Source organism: Ruegeria sp. E5, from assembly GCF_056534105.1.
The window spans coordinates 401,697-422,570 of the sequence record NZ_JBQFPA010000005.1 but is presented as its reverse complement, the minus strand read 5'-3'; the positions used below and the strand labels follow the sequence as shown (position 1 = coordinate 422,570).

The 20,874-nt window shown below is 56.9% G+C and carries 23 protein-coding genes; 11 read left to right on the top strand and 12 right to left on the bottom strand.

Annotated elements, in window-relative coordinates; translation table 11 throughout:
• From ACR0BI_RS19300 to parC, 3 genes are all read right to left on the bottom strand, one after another.
• Nucleotides 1-91 (bottom strand): GTP-binding protein (locus ACR0BI_RS19300; protein WP_036223564.1); only part of this gene is annotated, 91 nt, incomplete at its 3' end.
• Between the two features lie 116 nt (nt 92-207).
• Nucleotides 208-798, bottom strand: a complete 591-nt coding sequence (locus tag ACR0BI_RS19295; RefSeq protein WP_170392584.1) for a hypothetical protein — start codon at nt 796-798, stop codon at nt 208-210.
• A 97-nt stretch (nt 799-895) separates the two neighbouring features.
• Nucleotides 896-3,244 (bottom strand): DNA topoisomerase IV subunit A, encoded by a 2,349-nt coding sequence (gene parC / locus ACR0BI_RS19290; RefSeq protein WP_480562499.1) that lies wholly within the window; start codon nt 3,242-3,244, stop codon nt 896-898.
• Between the two features lie 200 nt (nt 3,245-3,444).
• On the opposite strand from parC, the gene ACR0BI_RS19285 reads away from it, so the two are divergent.
• From ACR0BI_RS19285 to ACR0BI_RS19260, 6 genes are all read left to right on the top strand, one after another.
• Nucleotides 3,445-4,062, top strand: a complete 618-nt coding sequence (locus tag ACR0BI_RS19285; protein WP_480562500.1) for an SH3 domain-containing protein — start codon at nt 3,445-3,447, stop codon at nt 4,060-4,062.
• 69 nt (nt 4,063-4,131) lie between these two features.
• Nucleotides 4,132-4,959 (top strand): SDR family NAD(P)-dependent oxidoreductase, encoded by an 828-nt coding sequence (locus tag ACR0BI_RS19280; protein WP_170392586.1) that lies wholly within the window; start codon nt 4,132-4,134, stop codon nt 4,957-4,959.
• Nucleotides 4,960-5,038: 79 nt separating this feature from the next.
• Nucleotides 5,039-5,239 (top strand): twin transmembrane helix small protein, encoded by a 201-nt coding sequence (locus ACR0BI_RS19275; RefSeq protein ID WP_170392587.1) that lies wholly within the window; start codon nt 5,039-5,041, stop codon nt 5,237-5,239.
• Between the two features lie 3 nt (nt 5,240-5,242).
• The gene (locus tag ACR0BI_RS19270) at nt 5,243-5,815 is read left to right on the top strand and encodes a cob(I)yrinic acid a,c-diamide adenosyltransferase (protein WP_170425243.1); all 573 of its coding nucleotides are present in this window, start codon (nt 5,243-5,245) and stop codon (nt 5,813-5,815) included.
• Between the two features lie 185 nt (nt 5,816-6,000).
• A complete protein-coding gene (locus ACR0BI_RS19265; RefSeq protein WP_170392589.1) occupies nt 6,001-6,759 on the top strand; it encodes an electron transfer flavoprotein subunit beta/FixA family protein in 759 nt (252 codons plus the stop codon).
• On the top strand, nt 6,759-7,688 hold the full coding sequence (locus ACR0BI_RS19260) for an electron transfer flavoprotein subunit alpha/FixB family protein (protein ID WP_170392590.1): 930 nt from the start codon (nt 6,759-6,761) through the stop codon (nt 7,686-7,688). Before ACR0BI_RS19265 ends, ACR0BI_RS19260 begins: the two co-directional genes overlap by 1 nt.
• A 63-nt stretch (nt 7,689-7,751) precedes the next feature.
• Here the strand turns inward: ACR0BI_RS19260 and ACR0BI_RS19255 are convergent, their stop codons facing one another.
• Entirely contained in the window at nt 7,752-8,570 is an 819-nt protein-coding gene (locus tag ACR0BI_RS19255; protein WP_480562501.1) for a DUF6473 family protein, read from the bottom strand.
• A 163-nt stretch (nt 8,571-8,733) separates the two neighbouring features.
• Here ACR0BI_RS19255 and ACR0BI_RS19250 point away from each other — a divergent pair, with 163 nt between their 5' ends.
• Nucleotides 8,734-9,609 (top strand): 3-hydroxybutyryl-CoA dehydrogenase, encoded by an 876-nt coding sequence (locus ACR0BI_RS19250; protein ID WP_170513461.1) that lies wholly within the window; start codon nt 8,734-8,736, stop codon nt 9,607-9,609.
• Nucleotides 9,610-9,688: 79 nt separating this feature from the next.
• Here ACR0BI_RS19250 and ACR0BI_RS19245 read toward each other — a convergent pair whose 3' ends face one another.
• The 7 genes from ACR0BI_RS19245 to ACR0BI_RS19215 are packed head-to-tail and all read right to left on the bottom strand — an operon-like array spanning nt 9,689 to nt 15,096.
• Nucleotides 9,689-10,588 (bottom strand): lysophospholipid acyltransferase family protein, encoded by a 900-nt coding sequence (locus ACR0BI_RS19245; RefSeq protein WP_170392592.1) that lies wholly within the window; start codon nt 10,586-10,588, stop codon nt 9,689-9,691.
• 34 nt (nt 10,589-10,622) lie between these two features.
• Nucleotides 10,623-10,892, bottom strand: a complete 270-nt coding sequence (locus tag ACR0BI_RS19240; RefSeq protein ID WP_170392593.1) for an HPr family phosphocarrier protein — start codon at nt 10,890-10,892, stop codon at nt 10,623-10,625.
• Between the two features lie 16 nt (nt 10,893-10,908).
• Nucleotides 10,909-11,301 carry a PTS sugar transporter subunit IIA domain-containing protein gene (locus ACR0BI_RS19235; RefSeq protein ID WP_170609725.1) on the bottom strand — a complete coding sequence of 131 codons (393 nt, stop codon included), beginning with the start codon at nt 11,299-11,301 and terminating at the stop codon, nt 10,909-10,911.
• Complete coding sequence (gene rapZ / locus ACR0BI_RS19230; RefSeq protein ID WP_480562502.1) at nt 11,298-12,179, bottom strand: RNase adapter RapZ; 882 nt, start codon at nt 12,177-12,179, stop codon at nt 11,298-11,300. Before rapZ ends, ACR0BI_RS19235 begins: the two co-directional genes overlap by 4 nt.
• Entirely contained in the window at nt 12,176-12,646 is a 471-nt protein-coding gene (locus tag ACR0BI_RS19225; RefSeq protein WP_170662869.1) for a phosphoenolpyruvate carboxykinase (ATP), read from the bottom strand. Before ACR0BI_RS19225 ends, rapZ begins: the two co-directional genes overlap by 4 nt.
• A 3-nt stretch (nt 12,647-12,649) precedes the next feature.
• Nucleotides 12,650-14,359 (bottom strand): ATP-binding protein, encoded by a 1,710-nt coding sequence (locus ACR0BI_RS19220; RefSeq protein ID WP_480562503.1) that lies wholly within the window; start codon nt 14,357-14,359, stop codon nt 12,650-12,652.
• 32 nt (nt 14,360-14,391) lie between these two features.
• On the bottom strand, nt 14,392-15,096 hold the full coding sequence (locus tag ACR0BI_RS19215) for a response regulator transcription factor (RefSeq protein WP_170392598.1): 705 nt from the start codon (nt 15,094-15,096) through the stop codon (nt 14,392-14,394).
• A gap of 344 nt (nt 15,097-15,440) precedes the next feature.
• Between ACR0BI_RS19215 and ACR0BI_RS19210 the strand changes: the two genes are divergently transcribed.
• The 3 genes from ACR0BI_RS19210 to ACR0BI_RS19200 all read left to right on the top strand — a co-directional run bounded on the left by ACR0BI_RS19210 (nt 15,441) and on the right by ACR0BI_RS19200 (nt 18,227).
• Nucleotides 15,441-17,039, top strand: coding sequence for a phosphoenolpyruvate carboxykinase (locus ACR0BI_RS19210; protein ID WP_170513460.1), 1,599 nt, complete (start codon nt 15,441-15,443; stop codon nt 17,037-17,039).
• Between the two features lie 322 nt (nt 17,040-17,361).
• Nucleotides 17,362-17,652, top strand: a complete 291-nt coding sequence (locus tag ACR0BI_RS19205; protein WP_170392600.1) for a hypothetical protein — start codon at nt 17,362-17,364, stop codon at nt 17,650-17,652.
• A gap of 32 nt (nt 17,653-17,684) precedes the next feature.
• The gene (locus ACR0BI_RS19200; protein ID WP_255611805.1) at nt 17,685-18,227 is read left to right on the top strand and encodes a hypothetical protein; all 543 of its coding nucleotides are present in this window, start codon (nt 17,685-17,687) and stop codon (nt 18,225-18,227) included.
• On the opposite strand, the gene ACR0BI_RS19195 is transcribed toward ACR0BI_RS19200, so the two are convergent.
• Entirely contained in the window at nt 18,224-18,988 is a 765-nt protein-coding gene (locus ACR0BI_RS19195; RefSeq protein WP_170402277.1) for a sulfite exporter TauE/SafE family protein, read from the bottom strand. The genes ACR0BI_RS19200 and ACR0BI_RS19195 overlap by 4 nt on opposite strands.
• 144 nt (nt 18,989-19,132) lie before the next feature.
• Between ACR0BI_RS19195 and ACR0BI_RS19190 the strand changes: the two genes are divergently transcribed.
• Entirely contained in the window at nt 19,133-20,824 is a 1,692-nt protein-coding gene (locus ACR0BI_RS19190) for an acyl-CoA dehydrogenase family protein (RefSeq protein WP_480562504.1), read from the top strand.
• Nucleotides 20,825-20,874: the final 50 nt, after the last annotated feature.

Here is a 20,874-nt window from a genome sequence, read left to right as displayed (position 1 = left end):
CTGCGGTCAGCGTGGTCTTGCCGTGGTCAACGTGCCCAATCGTGCCGATGTTGACGTGCGGCTTATTACGCTCAAACTTTTCCTTTGCCATTCCTCAGGCGCCCTTTTTGCAATTTGGGGGACCCTTGGTCCCGTGGTTACATCTGCGCGCGCGAGATATTTGGTTCAGGGGGGAAAATCAAGCACATCCTGAGGGAAATGCATCCATCACGCCGGATTTTGTGTGACAGCTTCGGTTTCAAGCGGCTGGATCAAGCTGGGACGCTTGTCAAACCAGCCATCATCTTTGTGCTCTTCGGCCAGCCACTCCTCAACCCGGTCGGCAACCTTCAAGGCCAGACCGTTCATCTGTTCTTCTCGGGTGCGCGCATTTCCTGATCCTGTAAGGGCGCTTTCACCGGTGGTATCTTCGAGCACCTGAAACTGCTTGCCTTTAGCAAGGAACTCTTTCTTTTCGACGTCATAGACGTTTACCAGAACGATGGCGGTGCTTTTGGGGTTGTAAATCACAGGAATTCCCGGAGGTGCCAACATGTAGCCCTCGAGACTGATGCCAATGTCGTATTCCTGTGAACCTTCATACCGGCCAAGCCTGATGTCCACTGCATTCTGGATCGCTTTGGTCCATTCATCCGGCGTAGCATCCCGCGATACCGGTCCCTGAACGGCCTTTTCCGCAAAGGCATAATTCACGCGTAGCTTGAATTCACCCAGCGACTCGGGGTCTTCATAAACCTGCGTTTGGGTGCATGCGCCCATCAGGGCCAACCCGGTGATCAGTGTCAGAATGCGCAGCATGTCTCTCGTCTCGATAGGCCTGTTTTCTTTGGATGTAGCGCACCGATACGGGTTGTGCCAAGCCGTATCGGCAGATTTTCACCAAGCGGACAGCATATCACGAGAACTTGTAATCCCTCGGAAAGCCATAAGGTGCTTTTTTCCCAACACCCGCACGCTTGGCCAACCATTGGGACATATCTGCCTCGTGCCGGGTTTTGTCGCCGCCCATGGACCATTTCAGGCCCTCTTCCCAGTTGAAGGTGGTGATATCGGATAACCCACCATCCAATTCCAGTGTGCCCTGCCGCCCACGCGCCATGTTGTACTTCTGCAAGCGGACACCCTTACCACGGGTCATCTCGGGCAGCTCCTCTGTCGGGAAGACTAGGAATTTCCCGTTCTGCGAGACAACAGCAACATGATCGCCCTCAACCGGTTTACAGATCATCGCCGTCTCGTCTCCTTTGACGTTCAGCACCTGTTTGCCATTCCGGGTCTGCGCCAGAACGTCATCTTCCGGCACCATAAAGCCGTTGCCCGCATCTGAGGCCACAAGCAGCTTGCGCCCCGGTTTGTGGATCAGGATGTCGATAATCTGCGCCTCGTTCGGCAGGTCGACCATCAGACGTAGCGGTTCGCCCATGCCACGCCCGCCGGGCAGGTTAGCGGCGCTGACTGTATAGAATCGGCCATTTGACGCAAAGACCAGCAGGCGGTCCGTAGTTTCCGCGTGGAAAATGAAACGTGGGCCGTCACCATCTTTGAACTTCAACTCGCGCTTCAGATCGATATGGCCGGTCATTGCCCTGATCCAACCCATCTGAGAGCAGACGACCGTGATCGGTTCCTTGTCGATCATCGCCTCAAGCGGCACTTCCTCGACCTGACCTGCCTCGGCAAATTGTGTCCGGCGCGCGCCGCCTTCATAGTCTTTGCCGAAGGTCTTCTTGGTCTCTTTGAGTTGCTCGGCGATCTTGGCCCATTGCAGGGCGGGGTCGGCCAGCAGGTCTTCGAGGTTGGCGCGTTCCAGCATCAGTTCGTCACGTTCGCGTACCAGTTCCATCTCTTCCAGACGGCGCAAGCTGCGCAGGCGCATGTTGAGGATTGCATCGACCTGCACCTCGGACAGTTCGCCCTCACCCGGCTTCGGCGAGACGTAATCGGACTCATCGGTTGCGCGGACGTGATCGATGCCCCAATCTTCGCGCATCAGAGCGGCCTTGGGGTCGTCGTCGTAGCGGATGATATCGATCACCCGGTCGAGGTTCAGGAAGGCGACGATAAAGCCCTCCAATACCTCAAGGCGGTGGTCGATCTTGGCCATGCGGTGACGCGACCGCCTGATCAGCACCTCTTGCCGGTGGTCAAGGAACGCGCGCAGCACTTCCTTCATCGAGCAGACCTTAGGCGTCACCCCGTCGATCAGCACGTTCATGTTGAGGCTGAAGCGCACCTCAAGGTCCGAGTTGCGATAGAGCATGCCCATCAGCACCTCGGGGTCCACATTCTTAGAGCGTGGTTCAAGGATCAGGCGGATGTCATCAGCGGATTCGTCGCGGACATCGGCGAGGATCGGGATCTTCTTGGTCTGGATCAGGTCCGCGATCTTTTCGATCAGCTTGGATTTCTGAACCTGATAGGGAATCTCGGTGACGATGATCTGCCACTGGCCACGCCCCAGATCTTCAACCTCGTATTTACAGCGCAGCCGGAAGGATCCACGCCCGGTGCGGTAGGCCTGCGCGATATTTTCGGGCGGCTCGACAATGACGCCGCCGGTCGGAAAATCCGGGCCGGGAACATAATTCAATAGCGTATCGTCACGCGCATCCGGCGTCTTGATCAGATGCAGACAAGCGTCGCACAACTCAGAAATATTATGCGGCGGGATATTCGTCGCCATGCCCACCGCGATACCGCTGGCGCCATTGGCCAGTAGATTCGGGAACTGTGCGGGCAACACGACCGGTTCGGTCAGTGTGCCGTCATAGTTGTCGCGGAAATCGACAGCGTCTTCGTTCAACCCTTCCAACAGGGCTTCGGCCACGATGGTCATCCGCGCCTCGGTGTATCGAGAGGCCGCCGGATTATCGCCGTCGATATTGCCAAAATTCCCCTGCCCGTCGACCAGTGGATATCGGACGTTGAAGTCCTGTGCCAGTCGCGCCATTGCGTCGTAAATCGCCGCGTCGCCATGAGGGTGATAGTTACCCATCACATCGCCAGAGATTTTCGCTGACTTACGGAAACCGCCCGTCGCACTGAGTCGCAACTCGCGCATCGCGTAGAGGATTCGCCGGTGAACCGGCTTCAATCCATCGCGCGCATCTGGCAAAGCGCGGTGCATGATGGTGGAAAGCGCATAGGTCAGGTAGCGCTCGCCAATTGCGCGGCGCAGCGGCTCGGCTACCTCGCCCCCATTGTCAGGGGTCTCCATATTGGGGTCGTCGATCGTATCGTTCATACATGATGTGATACGACGCAAGCGCGCGCGGGTAAAGCAATCGGCGCATATTTTGCTGGGGACAAGTCGGGCTTTTTGCAATAGGGGGAGGCAAGTATCGGATTTCCCCCGCTTTTCGACTCGAAGCTGAATCTATGGTAGGGTTTCGTACATTAAGACTGCTGCCTTTTATTGATGTTACGATTGCCAGGGGGTGCGCCATGAAGCGCGTTATTGTTATCACTTTCGCCATGCTCGGCTGGAGCTTCTATGTGATGAGCGGGGGCCCGGATTTCGAACCGCGTGGCACCCGCGTCGAGCAACCGGTTCGCGTTGCCTCTGTGCCAGAACATGAGCCTGCATCCGACCACGCACCTCGGGCTGAAGACCTTGTGACCAACGTTGCCGCGCGCATTGTACAGGCGCGCGCTCAGCCCGAGCCACAAGTAGAGGAGGATGCCGCGGTCGTCCTGTCACAAGTCACCAACGATCCGCTGTCTCAGTTCTCTGCATTTGACGAGAACGGCGTCAGCTTTACTCTGGCTTCGCTTGAAGACGGAGCCGCCGGACTGTTGCAGGTCGAGGCCGAGGTGCAGGATGACTTCACACCTGTGACTCAAGTCATCGAGCCCGAGAAAGATATCCGCGAAATCTCGGGCACGCGGGTCAATATGCGCGATGGGCCCGGAACGATTTACCCCATCATCGCCAAAGCCAAACTTGGCCAGCGCGTCGAGGTTCTCAGCGATTCCGGCACCGGCTGGCTGCGTTTGCGGTTATACCCTGATCAGCGTGTGGGTTGGATTTCTGCCTCACTGGTTCGGAAACCAACAAACTGACGCAACTGTGTCATTGTCCTGACCTATAGCTCGCCATAGCTATGGGCGAAGTACAGAGGCGGGGGCAATATGCAGAAATCAATTCTGATCACAGGCTGCTCATCCGGGATCGGTCTGGACGCGGCGCACGGGATGCGCGCGCGCGGTTGGCGCGTTTTTGCCTCATGCCGTCAACAGCGTGACTGTGATCGGCTACGGGCACAGGGTTTCGACAGCCCGCTGATCGACTATACCGATTCCGATAGCATTACCTCAGGCCTGCAGCAGGTTTTGGACGCGACCGGTGGTACGCTGGATGCGTTGTTCAACAATGGCGCTCACGGCCTTCCCGGCGCGGTTGAAGATGTCCCAATCGAAGGGCTTCGCCTAATTTTCGAGACCAACGTATTTGGCTGGCACGAACTGACCCGGCAAGTGATTCCCGTGATGCGGGCTCAGGGCCATGGGCGCATCGTGCAGAACTCATCAGTGTTGGGACTGGTCGCGTTCCCCTGGCGCGGGGCATACGTCGCCACCAAATACGCCATCGAAGGCCTGACCGATACCTTGCGCCTAGAGCTACGAGACACCGACATCAAGGTCATCCTGATCGAACCAGGCCCGGTCACCTCGAAGATCCGTGTGAACGCGATCCCTGTCTTCGAACGCTTTATTGACTGGAAAAGCTCGGCCCTGCGGCAGAGATACGAGGATACGCTGCTAAAACGCCTCTACGAATCCTCCGGACCTGACAAGTTCGAACTGCCTGCCTCGGCTGTTACCGCCAAATTGGCGCATGCGGTTGAATCCAAGCGCCCACGTCCGCGATACTATGTGACGACGCCCACCTATATCGCCGGATATCTGCGCCGTATTCTGCCCACCCGGGCCATTGATCGCATCCTCTCGGACATATGAGGCGAAATTACCTGTTCGCTTTTGCCGCTATCAACGCTAGATGACGGCTCAACAACTGAACAAACACGGACGGTGAGCTATGGACCTGACGATGGTCATACTGCTTCTGGCCATGGCGGCGGTCGTCGTCGTGCTGGTTATGGGCATTGCCAATTTTGGAAAACCCGGCAAAGAAGCCGCGCTGAAAAGCAACAAGCTGATGCGCCTGCGTATCCTGTTTCAGTTCATTGCGGTACTGCTGATCGTACTTTACGTCTATCTGCGTGGGCAGGGAGGGTAAGGCATGGTCGTTCTCAACAAGATTTACACGCGCACCGGCGATGATGGGAAAACCGCTCTGGGCAATGGTGAGCGCGTTGCCAAATATTCCGGGCGTGTCGCGGCCTATGGCACTGTGGATGAGCTGAATTCCTTTGTCGGCGTGGCACGGACCGAAGCAGACGGAGAAGTCGAAGCCGCCTTGTCCCGTATCCAGAATGACCTGTTTGATCTGGGTGCCGATTTCTGCCGCCCCGACATGGATAAGGATGCCGAGGCCGACTACCCGCCCCTGCGTATCGTTTCCGCTCAGATCGACCGGCTTGAAGCCGAGATCGATGCGATGAACGAAGCGCTCCAGCCCTTGCGCAGTTTCATCCTGCCCGGTGGCTCACGTTTGGCCGCGCATCTGCATGTGTGCAGAACAGTTTCGCGCCGGGCCGAGCGGTTGGCGGTTGAGCTGACAAACATGGAACCGGTCAATGAGGTGGCTGTCAAATACCTCAATCGTCTGAGCGATTGGTTCTTTGTCGCGGCGCGCTGTGCCAACAACGGCGGGCACGATGATGTGCTCTGGATTCCCGGTGCAAACCGGTGATCGCGCCTGCCGTCGGGAAACTAAATTTCGTTTCTGGTCTAAAAAATGACAAAACGCGACGTCTCGAAACCATGACGTGACGATTTTGCTCTGTCGCAGAACATCACGACCCGCTATCTAAGCCAGCGAGAGCATTGGTGGAGTCGCTGCGCGGCTTGCCGTTTTTGTAAGGAGCATACGCAAAAATGAAGGTACTCGTGCCTGTCAAGCGCGTGATTGACTACAACGTGAAAGTTCGTGTGAAAGCGGATGGCAGCGGCGTTGATCTCGCCAATGTAAAAATGTCGATGAACCCGTTCGACGAAATTGCCGTGGAAGAGGCGATCCGCCTGAAAGAGGCGGGCAAGGCCGATGAGGTTGTTGCCGTTTCGATCGGTGTGAAACAGTCGCAGGAAACCCTGCGGACCGCACTGGCCATGGGCGCCGACCGCGCCATTCTGGTTGTCGCGGCGGATGACGTGCATCAGGACATCGAACCGCTTGCCGTTGCCAAGATCCTCGCCAAAGTGGTTGAAGAAGAGCAGCCGGGCATCGTTCTGGCGGGCAAACAGGCGATCGACAACGACATGAACGCCACCGGTCAGATGCTGTCGGCCCTGCTGGGCTGGAGCCAAGGCACTTTCGCGTCCGAGCTGGACATCGAAGGCGACACCGCCAAGATCACCCGCGAGGTGGATGGCGGTCTGCAGACCATCTCCGTCAAGATGCCAACCATCGTGACCGTAGACCTGCGCCTGAACGAGCCGCGTTATGCATCGCTGCCGAACATCATGAAGGCGAAGAAAAAGCCGCTGGATGAAAAAACCGCCGCCGATTATGGCGTCGACGTCACTCCGCGTCTGGAAGTCGTCAAGACCGAAGAGCCGCCGGCACGTGCTGCTGGTATCATCGTGGGCTCGGTTGATGAGCTGGTCGAGAAACTCAAAGAAGCGGGGGCTGTGTAATGGCTGTTCTTCTTCTCGCAGAGGTTAACAATGGTGAGCTGTCGGTTGACGCCACAGCCAAGACCGTTGCCGCCGTCAAATCGCTGGGTGAAATCACCGTTCTGGCCGCAGGTGGTTCTGCCGCTGCTGCTGGTGAGGCCGCTGCCAAGATCGATGGCGTATCCAAGGTTCTGGTGGCCGAAGACGCCTCGCTGGGTCATCGCCTGGCGGAATCGACCGCAGCCCTGATCGTGGGTCTGGCCGATGGGTACGAGCATATCGTTGCCCCTGCCACCACCGACGCCAAGAACGTGATGCCGCGCGTTGCAGCCCTGCTGGACGTGATGGTGATCTCGGACGCGTCCGGCGTGGTCGATGCCACGACCTTCGAGCGTCCGATCTACGCGGGTAACGCGATCCAGACCGTGAAATCGAACGACGCCAAGAAAGTCGTGACCATCCGGACCGCCAGCTTCGATGCGGCGGGCGAAGGTGGTTCGGCGGCGGTCGAGACCATCTCGGTCGGCGAAAACCCCGGCCTGTCGTCGTGGGTCGAGGACAAGGTTGCTGAAAGCGACCGTCCTGAACTGACTTCGGCTGGTGTTGTTGTTTCGGGTGGCCGTGGTGTTGGCTCGGAAGACGACTTCAAACTGATCGAAGGCCTGGCCGATAAGCTGGGAGCCGCCGTTGGTGCCTCACGCGCCGCAGTTGACTCGGGCTACGCCCCGAACGACTGGCAGGTGGGTCAGACCGGCAAGGTTGTTGCCCCTGACCTTTACGTTGCAGTCGGCATCTCGGGTGCGATCCAGCACCTGGCGGGCATGAAGGACTCCAAGGTCATCGTTGCGATCAACAAGGACGAAGAAGCGCCGATCTTCCAGGTCGCAGACTTCGGTCTGGTCGCAGACCTGTTCCAGGCCGTACCGGAACTCACCGAAAAACTCGGCTGATTTCAGACAAAGATTTTTCGACGAAAAATCTTAGAAGGCCCGCCACCGGCGGGCCTTTGTTGTTTATACGCCCAGGTCGTTGATCACTTGGGCAAGTGAGCCAGCGATATTGCGATGTGTGGCTGGGCCAATCATATGCTCGGCAATCGGTTGTTGCAGGGTGCCAAACAACATGTCTTCAAGCTCATTCGATACGCCGGATACCTGAACCTGCAAGGACAAAATATCCGTACAATGGGGTCTCAAAGGCTCAATCATCTCGGGGTTGATTGCAAAGCCGTCACCCGGTGTCGAATCCAAATCGCTTCTCTCCACTTGCAGATGCAAAAGCAGGACGGGCGGGCCTACTTCTGCAAGAAACTTGCCGAGCTTTTCGATCCAGACATTGCGCAACTCTTGTTCCACAAGTTCAATACGGGCATCCGAGCGTGCCGACAGGCGGGTCAGCAAGTGCTGTACAAAATGGACATCCGTAAAATCTACTTCGGGATACAGCGCAACCAGATCGGCATTTGGCGCAACGAAACGGTCATTGCGTCGTGGGTGCACCCGGTAGAATCGGTTCGATAGCCCCAGCATGCCGGGTAACTGCAGGACGCATATATCAGACCGGTTTGCGATCTCCAGTAGCCCTTTGTCCTGCGTCAACGCCTCGGCACCGCAGAACAGGCTGCCCAGATTGACGCAGCGGCGATCCAGACGACGTTCCAACTCATTGGGAAAGGGGGTTTCTACGAAACGGCCAAAGGTCTCTTCGCCCCCCAAACATGCCACATAGGGGTTGTTCAACGCCCTTTGAGGGCCCCTGAAACGTAGTTTCGAATTTTCATATTCGCACGTCGTTTCCGCGGAATGGACCGCATTGATCGATTGATAGCTCATCACACTCACCCAAATATTCACCCAACCGCCATTTTGCCGCCGCAAGTCTTGAGAAAGTCCTAATGCGCGCATTTGAAGCGAAATTGACTGTCCCCGTCCCCTTGCCGCCCATAGGGAACTGCCGATAATGTCGCCATATTCTGCGAACAAGGGCATCGAACAAATGGACGTAAAATCAGTCGGAGTGATCGGCGCTGGACAGATGGGCAACGGGATTGCTCATGTTATGGCGTTGGCAGAGTATGATGTTCTACTGAACGATGTCAGCCAGGACGCGCTAAACAGCGCTATGGCAACCATTGAAACCAACCTGGCGCGTCAAGCGTCGCGCGGCAAAATCTCGGATGATGCAGTGAAATCCGCGTTGAGTCGGATCACGACGACGCTGAATCTGCCGGATTTGGGGCAGACCGATCTTGTAATCGAAGCCGCGACCGAGCGGGAAACGGTGAAACAGGCAATCTTTGAAGACCTGTTGCCGCACCTACAGCCACATACGATCCTGACATCGAACACTTCGTCGATCTCAATTACCCGGCTGGCCAGCCGCACCGACCGGCCCGAACGTTTCATGGGATTCCACTTCATGAACCCGGTCCCTGTGATGCAGCTCGTCGAGTTGATCCGGGGCATCGCCACCGATGAAGCAACCTTTAACTCCTGTAAAGCCGTAGTGGACCGGCTTGGCAAAACCTCAGCCAGCGCCGAAGATTTTCCGGCCTTTATCGTGAATCGCATTCTGATGCCTATGATCAATGAGGCGGTTTACACATTGTATGAAGGTGTCGGGAATGTGCAGTCCATTGACCAATCGATGAAACTGGGCGCAAACCACCCTATGGGCCCATTGGAACTAGCGGATTTCATCGGCTTGGATACCTGTTTGGCGATCATGAACGTGTTACATGACGGACTGGCAGACACCAAGTATCGTCCCTGCCCGCTGTTGACGAAATATGTCGAAGCCGGATGGCTGGGACGCAAAACCGAACGCGGGTTTTATGATTATCGAGGCGAGGTTCCGGTACCCACACGGTAGAATCTGAGAGGGCCAGCCCTCTCTTGAGCCTATGGCTCAATTCACTCCCGAGATATTTTTGGCCAGATGTAGGGGCAGATCAGGATTTGAGCGTCTTGCCCAGCGCCATGGTGTGATCACGAAGCCATGCCATGAAACCGCGGGGGTCGCGTTCCAGCAGGTCCATGTCTTTATCCGAAATCGGGTCACCGATCACCGGCGACTGGGGCCTGTTGCAGGATCGGACGATTTCGTGCAGCAGTAGGCCCTGGCGCAGGATAGGCGATATCCGGTTGGCAATTTGATACCAGCGCGAGTTGCTGCCGGGGAAAAAGATCGGCACGACCTTGGCACCCGACCTACGGATCATCTTCGCGGTGAAGACATTCCACTCCCGCTCGATGGCTGGTCCGAACCAATCATCCGAAGACATCACAACACCTGACGGGAATAACGCGACAACGCCCCCATCTGCCAGATGTTTCATCGTCTTGCTGCGCATCTCAAGCATCTTGGCCTGCGCTTCAGGATCATGCGGGAACGGCACCGGGATCATGAATGAGGTCGCAGCTTCATCCAACCCAGTCAGGACTGAGCGGGTCAGGATGCGATAGTCACTGCGGACCCGGCCGATAAGTTCAGCGAAGATCATGCCATCAACCATGCCGTGCGGATGGTTCGCGACGACCACTACGGGGCCTTCTTTTGGAATGCGGGCGATCTGTTCGGCTGGGGTTGTCAGCTCGATACCCATGGTCTTGAGCGCACCGCCCCAGAACTTCTGACCTCGATAGCGTTCGTTCTGCTTCTCGAACTTGTTGACCATGCGCAGGATGGTCAGCTTACCTGTGCACCATTCGATGGCGCGAATGGCCGTAGACGTCCAGGCATCGTCAAACGAGTTGGCGTAGGTCAGGGTTCTGCGGTCGTAGATTTCACCCTGATCGGTGTCGTGATCCACTACAGGACCTGTCTTGGTATCGTGCGTGGTTTCCGCCAATTGCCTTGTCTTTCCGTCCTTGGTGTCGTGGCTGTCAGAACCCTTCGCCGAACTTATCGTTCACCAATGTTTCCAAAGCCTCTGCCAACGCCTCAGCATCCGGGCCGGACGTCTCGACGTCAATAGTGCTTCCGCGCGACGCTGCCAACATCAAAAGGCCCATGATACTGTCGCCCGAGGCAGAAAGCCCGTCTCGTGACACCTCGGCGCGCGCATCAAAGCCTTCGACCACCTCGACCAGCTTGGCAGAAGCGCGGGCGTGAAGGCCCTTTTCATTGATAATTTTCAAACTCTTGGTCGTCATATGAATCTATCCGGTGTCAATCCAATGTCACATTTTGCGCATTGATGTACTTTCGTCCAGCTTCCAAAGCCAAACGCACGGCCTCCGCCAGTGGCAAGTGGCGACTTTTGGCCAGTTTGATCAGCATGGGAAGGTTGGCCCCGTAAAGGATTCGCCGGTCTTGTGGCGCACATGCGCGCAGGCTCAGATTCGAGGGGCTGCCGCCAAACAGATCGGTCACCACAACGACGCCATCGCCCCTATCGACCTCGTCCGCCGCGCGGCAGATTTCAACTTGTTTCGCTTCGCGATCATGGTCGGCTTCTATTGGGATGGCCACCAGTCCAGGTTGCTTTCCAACCACATGCTGCGTGGCCGCAAGATACTCCTGAGCCAACCCACCATGTGCAACAATAACGATCCCGATCACTCCGGCCTCACATTCAACGCGCGTCGTTCCATTTCGCGATGCCTAATTGCCACCTGCTGCCCCCCTTCTGCAAGGGCCTTTGCAACTGCTTCAGCCACCGCGACCGAGCGGTGCTGCCCTCCGGTGCACCCAAATGCAACTGAAAGGTGCGCTTTGCCTTCCTCACGGAAGGCCGGAAGCAGTTCGATCAGCAGGTCGACCACCCGGTCAAAGAAGACGCCATAGTTTGCATCTGATTGAACATAGGCCGCCACATCCGAGTTTCGACCATCCGCATCCCGCAGTTCAGGCCGCCAGTATGGATTGGCCAGAAACCGGCAATCGAACACCATGTCCAAACCGCGCGGCAAGCCCCGCTTGTACGAGAAGGATTCGACCGACACCGCCAGATGCCGCCCGCCCTTTGGGGCGAACCAGCGTTCGACCTCTTCCCGCAGCTGATGCACATTCAACGCGCTGGTGTCGATCAGCGTGTCGGCAAACTCGCGAATTGGGGCTAACAGTTCCTTTTCCTGACAAATGCCGGTTTCCGGGCTGGCATCAGTCGCAACCGGGTGACGGCGGCGGGTCTCCGAGAAGCGACGCAGCAGCACCTCGTCACTGCAATCCAGATAGAGGATTGTCAGGTCGACATTCTCCATCCGGCCCAGTTTGGCGGCAAGTTCGATAAATCCGGTGGTTGAAAAATCGCGATTGCGCGCGTCGATACCCAAAGCCATTGGGCGCGCAGGCTCCGAATTGTCGACGAGGCGAGCCAGCAACCCCATCGGCAGGTTGTCAATCGCCTCGAACCCCAGATCTTCAAGCACATGAATTGCGGTCGATCGCCCTGCACCGGAAGGACCTGTTATCAGAACGACGCGCTGTTGTGCTGTCATGTATTCGGCCATTCCGGGGCTACGCGCCCCATTTTCACAAGTTGAATAAGTCCTGCAGCCAAATTGGGCACGCCAGCCCCCCGAAGCAAGGGAACAGTTTGCTTCAGCACAAGAATTTCAGTGGGTTCAGGCAGCCGCGCAGGCTCGGCTTGGTCCATATCCACAACAAATGCCAATCGAACCGGCCTCGCGGCTTCAGCTCGCAGTAACCCGATGCCGCGCGCTTCAATCAGGCCGCGGATCTGCGGAAGTCCAGCTGCCATCACGTGATCGGCCTGTCCGGTCAATTCGACCCGGTCATCCGCGACAAGCTGCGCCCCAAGCGCCATCATCTGTAGCGCCAAAGAAGATTTGCCCGTACCCGAGGCGCCAATGATCAATAAGCCTTTTTCCTGAACCGCAACACAGGTCCCATGAATGCAGGCCGACCCTTGATCCGCTATCTCAGAAAGTGGGGTGGTGCTCATAACTTAGACGGGAAGCCCGACAACAAACCGTGCACCTAGCGGGTCCGAGGTGATATCGGCCTCGGTTGGACGGATGTTTTCTGCCCAGATCACACCACCATGCGCCTCGACGATTTGTTTCGAAATCGCCAATCCAAGGCCCGAATTGTTGCCGAAATGCTCTTCGGGGCGTTCGGAATAGAAACGCTTGAAGATCTTGGTCAGCGCCTGATCAGGAATGCCGGGACCGGTGTCTTCAACCACCACGAGCACGCGGTTGTCACGACGGCGGACCCAGACCCGGATGGCGTCTTTGTCCTCGCAGAACGAAATCGCATTGGTGATCAGGTTGACAAAGACCTGCGCCAGACGCGCCTCGAGCCCGTTGACCACGATGGGGTCCGAGGGAAGGTCTGTGATATATTCGATGCCTTTCGAACGGGCATCTTCACCCAGAAACTGGCTTATGTTCCCAAGCAGATTGAGCAGGTCAAAGGGCTGCTCTTCTTCTTTCACCAGTTCCGCGTCCAGCCGCGATGCGTTCGAGATATCGCTGACCAGTCGATCCAATCGCCGCACATCATGCTCAATCACGCCCAATAGTTTTTCGCGCTGATCATCGCGTTTGACCATGCGCATGGTGCCCACGGCGGATTGCAGGCTGGCCAACGGGTTCTTGATCTCATGCGCGACATCGGCCGCAAATTGTTCGTTCGCGTCAATGCGGTTATAAAGCGCCGTGACCATCCCGCGCAAAGCCTGGCTCAGACGGCCGATTTCATCCGGGCGCGCACTGAGATCCGGGATGCGGATACGTCCGGGGTTCACTCCGGCTCCGCGATCCTTGCCCATCTCGGCAGCGGCGGCCAGATCAGCAAGAGGATTGGCAATCGTTGAGGCCAAAACGAGGCTCAGACCGATCGAGACCAGCAGTGCCACCACAAACATCTGCAGGATCCGCTCTTGCTCCTTGCGGGCCAGCGCATCGATCTCGCCCGCCGGGCCCGCCATAGCAACGGCACCCACAGGCGTATCGTCCAATAGGATCGGGGCCACGGCGACAATCACCGTCTTGCCTTTATCGTCGTGCACGGCCTGTACTTGCAATCCGCCGTTCAGCGCCTGCGGGATCATTTCCTGCACCCGTTGCGCCAGCGTCGGAGCCTCGCTTTCGGAAGAACCGCTAAAGACCGCAGACACACCATTCCAAACCGCGTTCAATGCGTCGCTGATCAAAGTGCTTCCCGTGGCGCTATCGGCGTCCTGATGCAAAAGGCTGGGCAATTTGTCGACCATGGACGCCCCGCGTGTCCAACCGATCAGAGTGCCCGTGCCGTCATAGACAAAAACCTCGCCGCCTTCGGGCAAGCTGAGACCCGCTAGCGTATCACGGACATCCAATGTGCCTGCACCATTGGCAGAGGGTTGACGCAGCTGGGTTTCAAAAACGTTGCTGACAAGTTGCGCATCACCGACCAGGTTCTGCGCGGTCTGTTGAACCCGTTCTTTTCGCGTGTCGTCCAGATACAGCAGCCCTGCAACCAAAATGACAAGGGCAATGAGGTTGAAGGTGATAATCCTGCGCGCCAAGGGCGAATAGCGCATCGAAAACAGGTTTCGTCGCGAACGCTTGGCCTGTAGCTCGGCAGCATCAGGGTCTTGGGGGATGACCCAGTCATCCCCAAGAACGACGTCTGCGTCGTGCACTTGGTTGGCTTGTTCAGTATCGCGCACGAGACCCCTTCGGCTTGATAAAACGGCCGCGCCTATTCTTCGTTATAACGATACCCGATACCGTACAGCGTTTCTATCGCCGAAAACTCGGGATCGGCTGCGCGCATCTTCTTACGCAGTCGCTTGATATGACTGTCAATGGTGCGGTCATCCACGTAGACCTGATCATCATAAGCGACATCCATCAGCTGATCGCGGCTTTTGACAAAGCCCGGACGTTGCGCCAAGGCCTGCAGCAGCAGAAACTCGGTAACTGTCAGCGAGACATCATTGCCTTTCCAGCTGACTGCGTGGCGCAGCGGGTCCATCCGCAGCTCGCCCCGCTCCATCACTTTTGTATCGCCCGAGGCCGCGTTGGTCACATCACCATCGACCGCTTCCTGACGGCGCAACAAGGCGCGAATCCGTTCGACCAGTAGCCGCTGAGAGAATGGTTTTTTGACGTAGTCATCTGCACCCATGCGCAGACCCAGAACCTCGTCAATCTCGTCATCTTTGGAGGTCAGAAAAATCACGGGCATCTGGGTTTTCTGCCGCAGCCTTTGCAGAAGATCCATGCCGTCCATCCGCGGCATCTTGATATCCAGTACGGCCATGTCTGGCAGCTTTTTGTTGAAAGCGTCCAGCGCAGCCTGACCATCGTTGTATGTTTCGACCTCAAACCCTTCGGCTTCGAGTGTCATGGACACGGACGTCAGGATATTTCTGTCGTCGTCCACCAGTGCAATCTTTGACATCGGGTTCACCCCTATTCCTGCTCACTCGCGCAATAATACGCTTTTTTGTAAGGCATTGTTGGCGGTTTTGAGCCACCGAATCAACTCGTAACCTCGAATCGTGCCATTCTTGCGGCAGGTATGCGGCAAATTTGCCTTGCTGCGCCCAAATAGCTGCCTTGATTTACGGCAGACAAATCGTGATGGCGCTAAACCTCAACTTGGTTGCGCTAACTACCCCCAACCCTCCTGTTCATGTCCCAAAATACCGTGATAAGAGGCGCTTGACCGCCGGCTCTTTCCGGTATCCGCCCCAATGGTGCACCCGGCCCAAGGCCCTCGCGCCGCCACAGGAGAAGACACACATGACATCTGGACGGGTTAACCCGCAATTCCGCCTCGAAGATCAGGGCATCGAGGGTCTGGGCAATGTCTATTACAACTTCATGGAACCGGCGCTGATCGAAGAAGCGCTGAAGCGCGGCGAAGGCACCCTTGGCAATGGCGGCGCCTTTCTGGTCACCACCGGCAAATTCACTGGCCGCTCGCCCAAGGACAAGCATGTCGTCAAGACAGACAGTGTTGCTGACAGCATCTGGTGGGAAAACAACGCCGCCATGAGCCCTGAAGGTTTTGACGCGCTCTATGAAGATATGCTGACCCATATGAAAGGCCGCGACTACTTCGTGCAGGACCTCGTGGGTGGGGCTGACCCCAGCTACTCGATCAATGTGCGCATGGTAACCGAGCTGGCGTGGCACAACCTGTTCATCCGTCACCTGCTGCGCCGCCCGGATCGTGAGGATCTGGATGATTTCACGGCTGACTTTACTATCATCAACTGTCCCAGCTTCCAGGCGGACCCCAAAAAGCATGGCTGCCGCAGCGAAACGGTGATTGCACTGAACTTTGACCGCAAGCTGATCCTGATCGGCGGCACCGAATACGCCGGCGAGAACAAGAAGTCCGTCTTCACCCTGCTGAACTACATGCTGCCCGAAAAAGGCGTGATGCCGATGCACTGTTCGGCCAACCACGCGGTAGGCAACCCGGTCGACACTGCCGTATTCTTCGGCCTTTCCGGCACCGGCAAGACCACCCTGTCTGCTGACCCGTCGCGCACCCTGATCGGTGATGACGAACACGGTTGGTCGGATCGAGGCACCTTCAACTTTGAAGGTGGTTGCTATGCCAAGACCATCAACCTGAACGCCGAGGCCGAACCAGAAATCTACGCCACCACCTCGAAATTTGGCACCGTGATCGAGAACATGGTTTTTGATCCCGAGACCAAAGAGCTGGATTTCAACGACGACTCTCTGACTGCGAATATGCGCTGCGCCTACCCGTTGGAATACATCTCCAACGCGTCGAAAACTGCATTGGGCGGGCATCCTAAGAACATCATCATGTTGACCTGCGATGCGTTCGGCGTTTTGCCTCCGATCGCTCGGTTGACGCCTGCGCAGGCGATGTATCACTTCCTTTCCGGCTTTACCTCGAAGGTCGCCGGGACCGAACGTGGCGTGACCGAACCGCAGCCCACCTTCTCGACCTGCTTTGGCGCGCCCTTTATGCCACGCCGCCCCGAGGCTTATGGCAACCTTCTACGCGATAAGATTGCTCAGCATGGTGCGACCTGCTGGTTGGTCAACACCGGCTGGACTGGAGGTGCCTACGGCGTGGGCAGCCGCATGCCAATCAAGGCCACCCGCGCGCTGCTGACGGCTGCGCTGGAAGGATCACTGACTGATGCGGAATTCCGCAAGGACGCCAATTTCGGCTTCGATGTGCCGGTCTCTGTCCCTGGTGTGCCCGAGGTCTTGCTGGATCCGCGCCGCACCTGGGACGATCAGGAAGCGTTCGACAAACAGGCGGAAAAGCTGGTGCACATGTTCGCGGAAAACTTCGAGCAGTACCTGCCCTTCATCGACGAAGACATCAAAGCTGTCGCGATCGGTTGATCGAATTCAGGGGCCATCATGGCCCCTGACCCACCAGAGCTTACGCTTCGGCACCTTGTGTGCACACAGACAAGTTCATTGCGATAACGTGCAACATGCGCTATCGCAATTTACCCAAGACGCTTCGAAGCCCGGCGTCCTTTGGCAGCGGCTTCTGTTAAATTTGAACATCGGGCGATCCGGGCTAACTTACTCACATCATGTCTCGGGCCGTTCAACAAGGTAATGATTATTTCTACACGGGGATGGGTGTCGGCGTGATGTGTTCAAAAGGTCAGCCTTTCGAACTGCCTCGGTCCGTCACGGAAACTATAGGCAAGTAATGACTGAAATCTCAAAACTCACCGAACTGCGCAAATTGATGCAAAGCATGGAGCGCACTCTTGGGCTGGAAGAACTCTCACCGGTCGAGCGCGACATCTACTATGCCGCCGAAGAACTGTCGAAAGATGATCGCGAAGTACGCACCTTTGGTCTGATCGAACACACGCTGGTCAAAAGCGTATCTCGCCCGACATTTTTCCGCGCGCTGAAGTCTCTGGTTCAAAAGGGTTATCTGTCGCAAAGCGGTAGCGCCAATCGCGGACGGTATCTGGTTCATGCGCCCAGGTGATCGCCACCCCAGATCTGTAATCGGCTGACCCCGTGCGCAGATGGGCCTCTGAAACATTCTATGCCTCTTTGGCCTATGTCGCTGCATCGTTCCTAACATTCCAGGTGCTGATGCCGCTTCAGAACGTGTTTTTTCCCGCATACCCCAGCTATGCCAGCTTATTGTTCCTGCCGCACGGCGTGCGGGTTCTGTCGGCCTGGTTATTGGGATGGAGGGCGATATTCGCACTGTTGCCCGGCGTTGCCATAGTCTTTGCCCTTGTGGGCGGTTGGGATGTTCTTCTGCCCAGCAGATTGCTGGCGATCACTATCGCGGTCACCACAGTTCCAGCGGTTTTTTATGTCTGCAAGGCGTTGGGCTGGGATTTGTTTCCGCGCGTCGATCGGAAGCCATGCTGGCTCTGCGTGATGGGCGTTGGAATCATCACATCGGTATTGGTGTCCGTTCTCACCAACATGGCCTTCGGCAGCGCAACGGCCGAGTATATCGCCTATCTGATCGGTGATATCTCAGGTCTTTTTTTCCTAATGTTGGGCCTCTATTTCGCCTTTCGGTTTGCTGAAAGACGCAATTAACCCAAAAGACCCCTGCGCAGCAGGTTCAGCCCTGCAATCAGCAGTACAAGCAGAGTGAGTTTGCGGAACTGTGCCTGATCGATACGATCCTGCAGAAACTGACCGCCGCGCATTCCCACCAAGGCAGGGATAATCAGCAGCGCTGAGAACACCGCTGTGTCAGTCCTTAGAATACCCGAACCCAGATGCGCCACAATAAGCGCCACGGCGCCCAGACCGTATATCACGCCCTGTACCCGCATCTGATCCTTCTTCGGTGTATTCAAGGCTGTCAGATAGGCCACGGTTGGTGGTCCCCACACGCCCGAGATGCCGCCGACAGCACCGGCCACCGCACCCACCATAGCCTCAACCCGCATTGAGGGCGCTTGCAGCGTCAGTTTCAGCCCCAGTAGTTGCATCAGAGCGAAGAACGAAACTGGTGCGCCTAAGATCAGCAGAAATGCCTTGGGCGACAAGATGTTGATCAGCTGCGCGCTGGCCAATAGACAGACCAGTCCAACGCTCAGAAATACCTTGAACTTTCGAACTGACGCCGCCGCCGCAGGTAAACCTTCCCGCAAGGCCTGCAGCCCATTGGTCACCAGCGTGGGCAAGATTAGACCTGCCAGCGCCAGCTCAGGCGGCAGCATCATGCTAAGACCAGAAACAAGCACCATTGGCATGGCAAAACCGACCATGCCTTTGACCCAGCCCGCGACGAAGGCAACGACCAAAGCCAGACAGAAATCCTGCGGCGACATAAGTGAAAACAGTCCCATCGACCCTTCATACCAGCCCAAAAAATTTCTGCACTGCAAAAGTCACTAAGCAATTTTTGAACTTTTTATGGATGATTTGCGTATTTTTGTTGCGCTGCATGTGCAGCATGATATGACCAGACAACCCAGCAGAGGACGTGATTCATGGCCCATGACGGACAGGATGTGACGAACATGACGCAGCTAGCGGTTTTGCCCGATCTTCTAACACTCAGCGCAGCCGCCCTGCCCGGCGTTCAAGCGGTGTTCGATAAGGCGGTCGAATCGGTTCGCGCGCAGGTGACTAGCGAAGGGCGCATATCGGGCGCACTGATCGAGGCCAATCAGACAGCCGCCCATGGGCTGGCTTGGCTGGCCACATACCACCAGTCGCTGCAGCAGATGCAGCGCTGGGCCGAGGCGCTTCAGGCCGAGGGTAAATTCGGCGAGATGGAGCAGCTGTTGCATCAGATCGCCTTTGGGGAATACTTGCATCAGATCGCCGGTGGTATTCCGATGAACCAGGGCGAGGTTGTACGTTTGCAGGATCTTGGCCTTGGCTGGGATGCTCTGTCGGGATTCCAATGCAGCGAAGTGCAGACACTGATGGCGCAAGCCAACTCTCAGGCCGCGCGCACGCGTCTGGTTGAGTTGATGCAGGACCAGTCCGGTGCCACCATGTTTGGTGCGTCTGGTCTGGACGAAGAACTGGAGATGATCCGAGACCAGTTTCGCCGCTATGCCGTTGAAAAGGTTGAGCCTAATGCCCATGAATGGCACCTGAAGGACGAACTGATCCCAATCGAGATTATCGCGGAACTGGCCGAGATGGGCGTGTTCGGTCTGACCATCCCCGAAGAATTCGGCGGGTTCGGCCTATCCAAAGCCTCAATGTGTGTGGTCTCGGAAGAGCTTTCGCGCGGGTACATCGGTGTGGGTTCTCTGGGCACACGGTCCGAAATCGCCGCAGAACTGATCATCGCGGGCGGTACGGATGAACAAAAGGCCAACTGGCTGCCAAAACTGGCCAGCGCCGAGATCCTGCCAACCGCTGTTTTCACTGAACCCAATACCGGATCGGATTTGGGCAGCCTGCGCACGCGGGCCGTCAAGGGTGAAGATGGTAACTATAAGATAACAGGAAATAAAACATGGATCACACACGCGGCGCGCACCCATGTTATGACCTTGTTGGCGCGGACTAATCCCGACAGTACCGATCATCGTGGGCTGTCCATGTTCCTGGCCGAAAAGACACCTGGAACCGACGAGAACCCCTTCCCCACGCCCGGCATGACTGGTGGTGAGATTGAGGTGTTGGGTTATCGTGGCATGAAGGAATACGAGCTGGGATTTGACGGCTTCGAAGTGAAGGGCGAAAACCTGCTGGGCGGCGAAGAAGGCAAAGGTTTCAAGCAGTTAATGGAAACCTTCGAGTCTGCCCGCATCCAAACGGCTGCCCGCGCCATCGGCGTAGCGCAGAGTGCATTGGACATTGCCATGCAATATGCACAGGACCGCAAGCAGTTCGGCAAATCTCTGATCAATTTCCCTCGCGTCTCGGGCAAGCTGGCGATGATGGCGGTCGAGATCATGATCGCGCGACAGCTAACTTATTATTCTGCTTGGGAAAAAGATCACGGTCAACGTTGCGACCTTGAGGCCGGGATGGCCAAGCTGCTGGGCGCTCGAGTTGCTTGGGCTGCGGCGGATAACGGGCTGCAGATTCATGGCGGCAACGGTTTCGCTCTGGAATACAAAATTAGCCGCGTGCTTTGTGACGCGCGCATCCTAAATATCTTTGAAGGCGCCGCAGAAATACAGGCGCAAGTCATCGCGCGTCGATTGCTGGGCTGACGCCCGAAGCGACGCGGTTTCCCCAACTGAACCCGGCCTTGCGCCGGGTT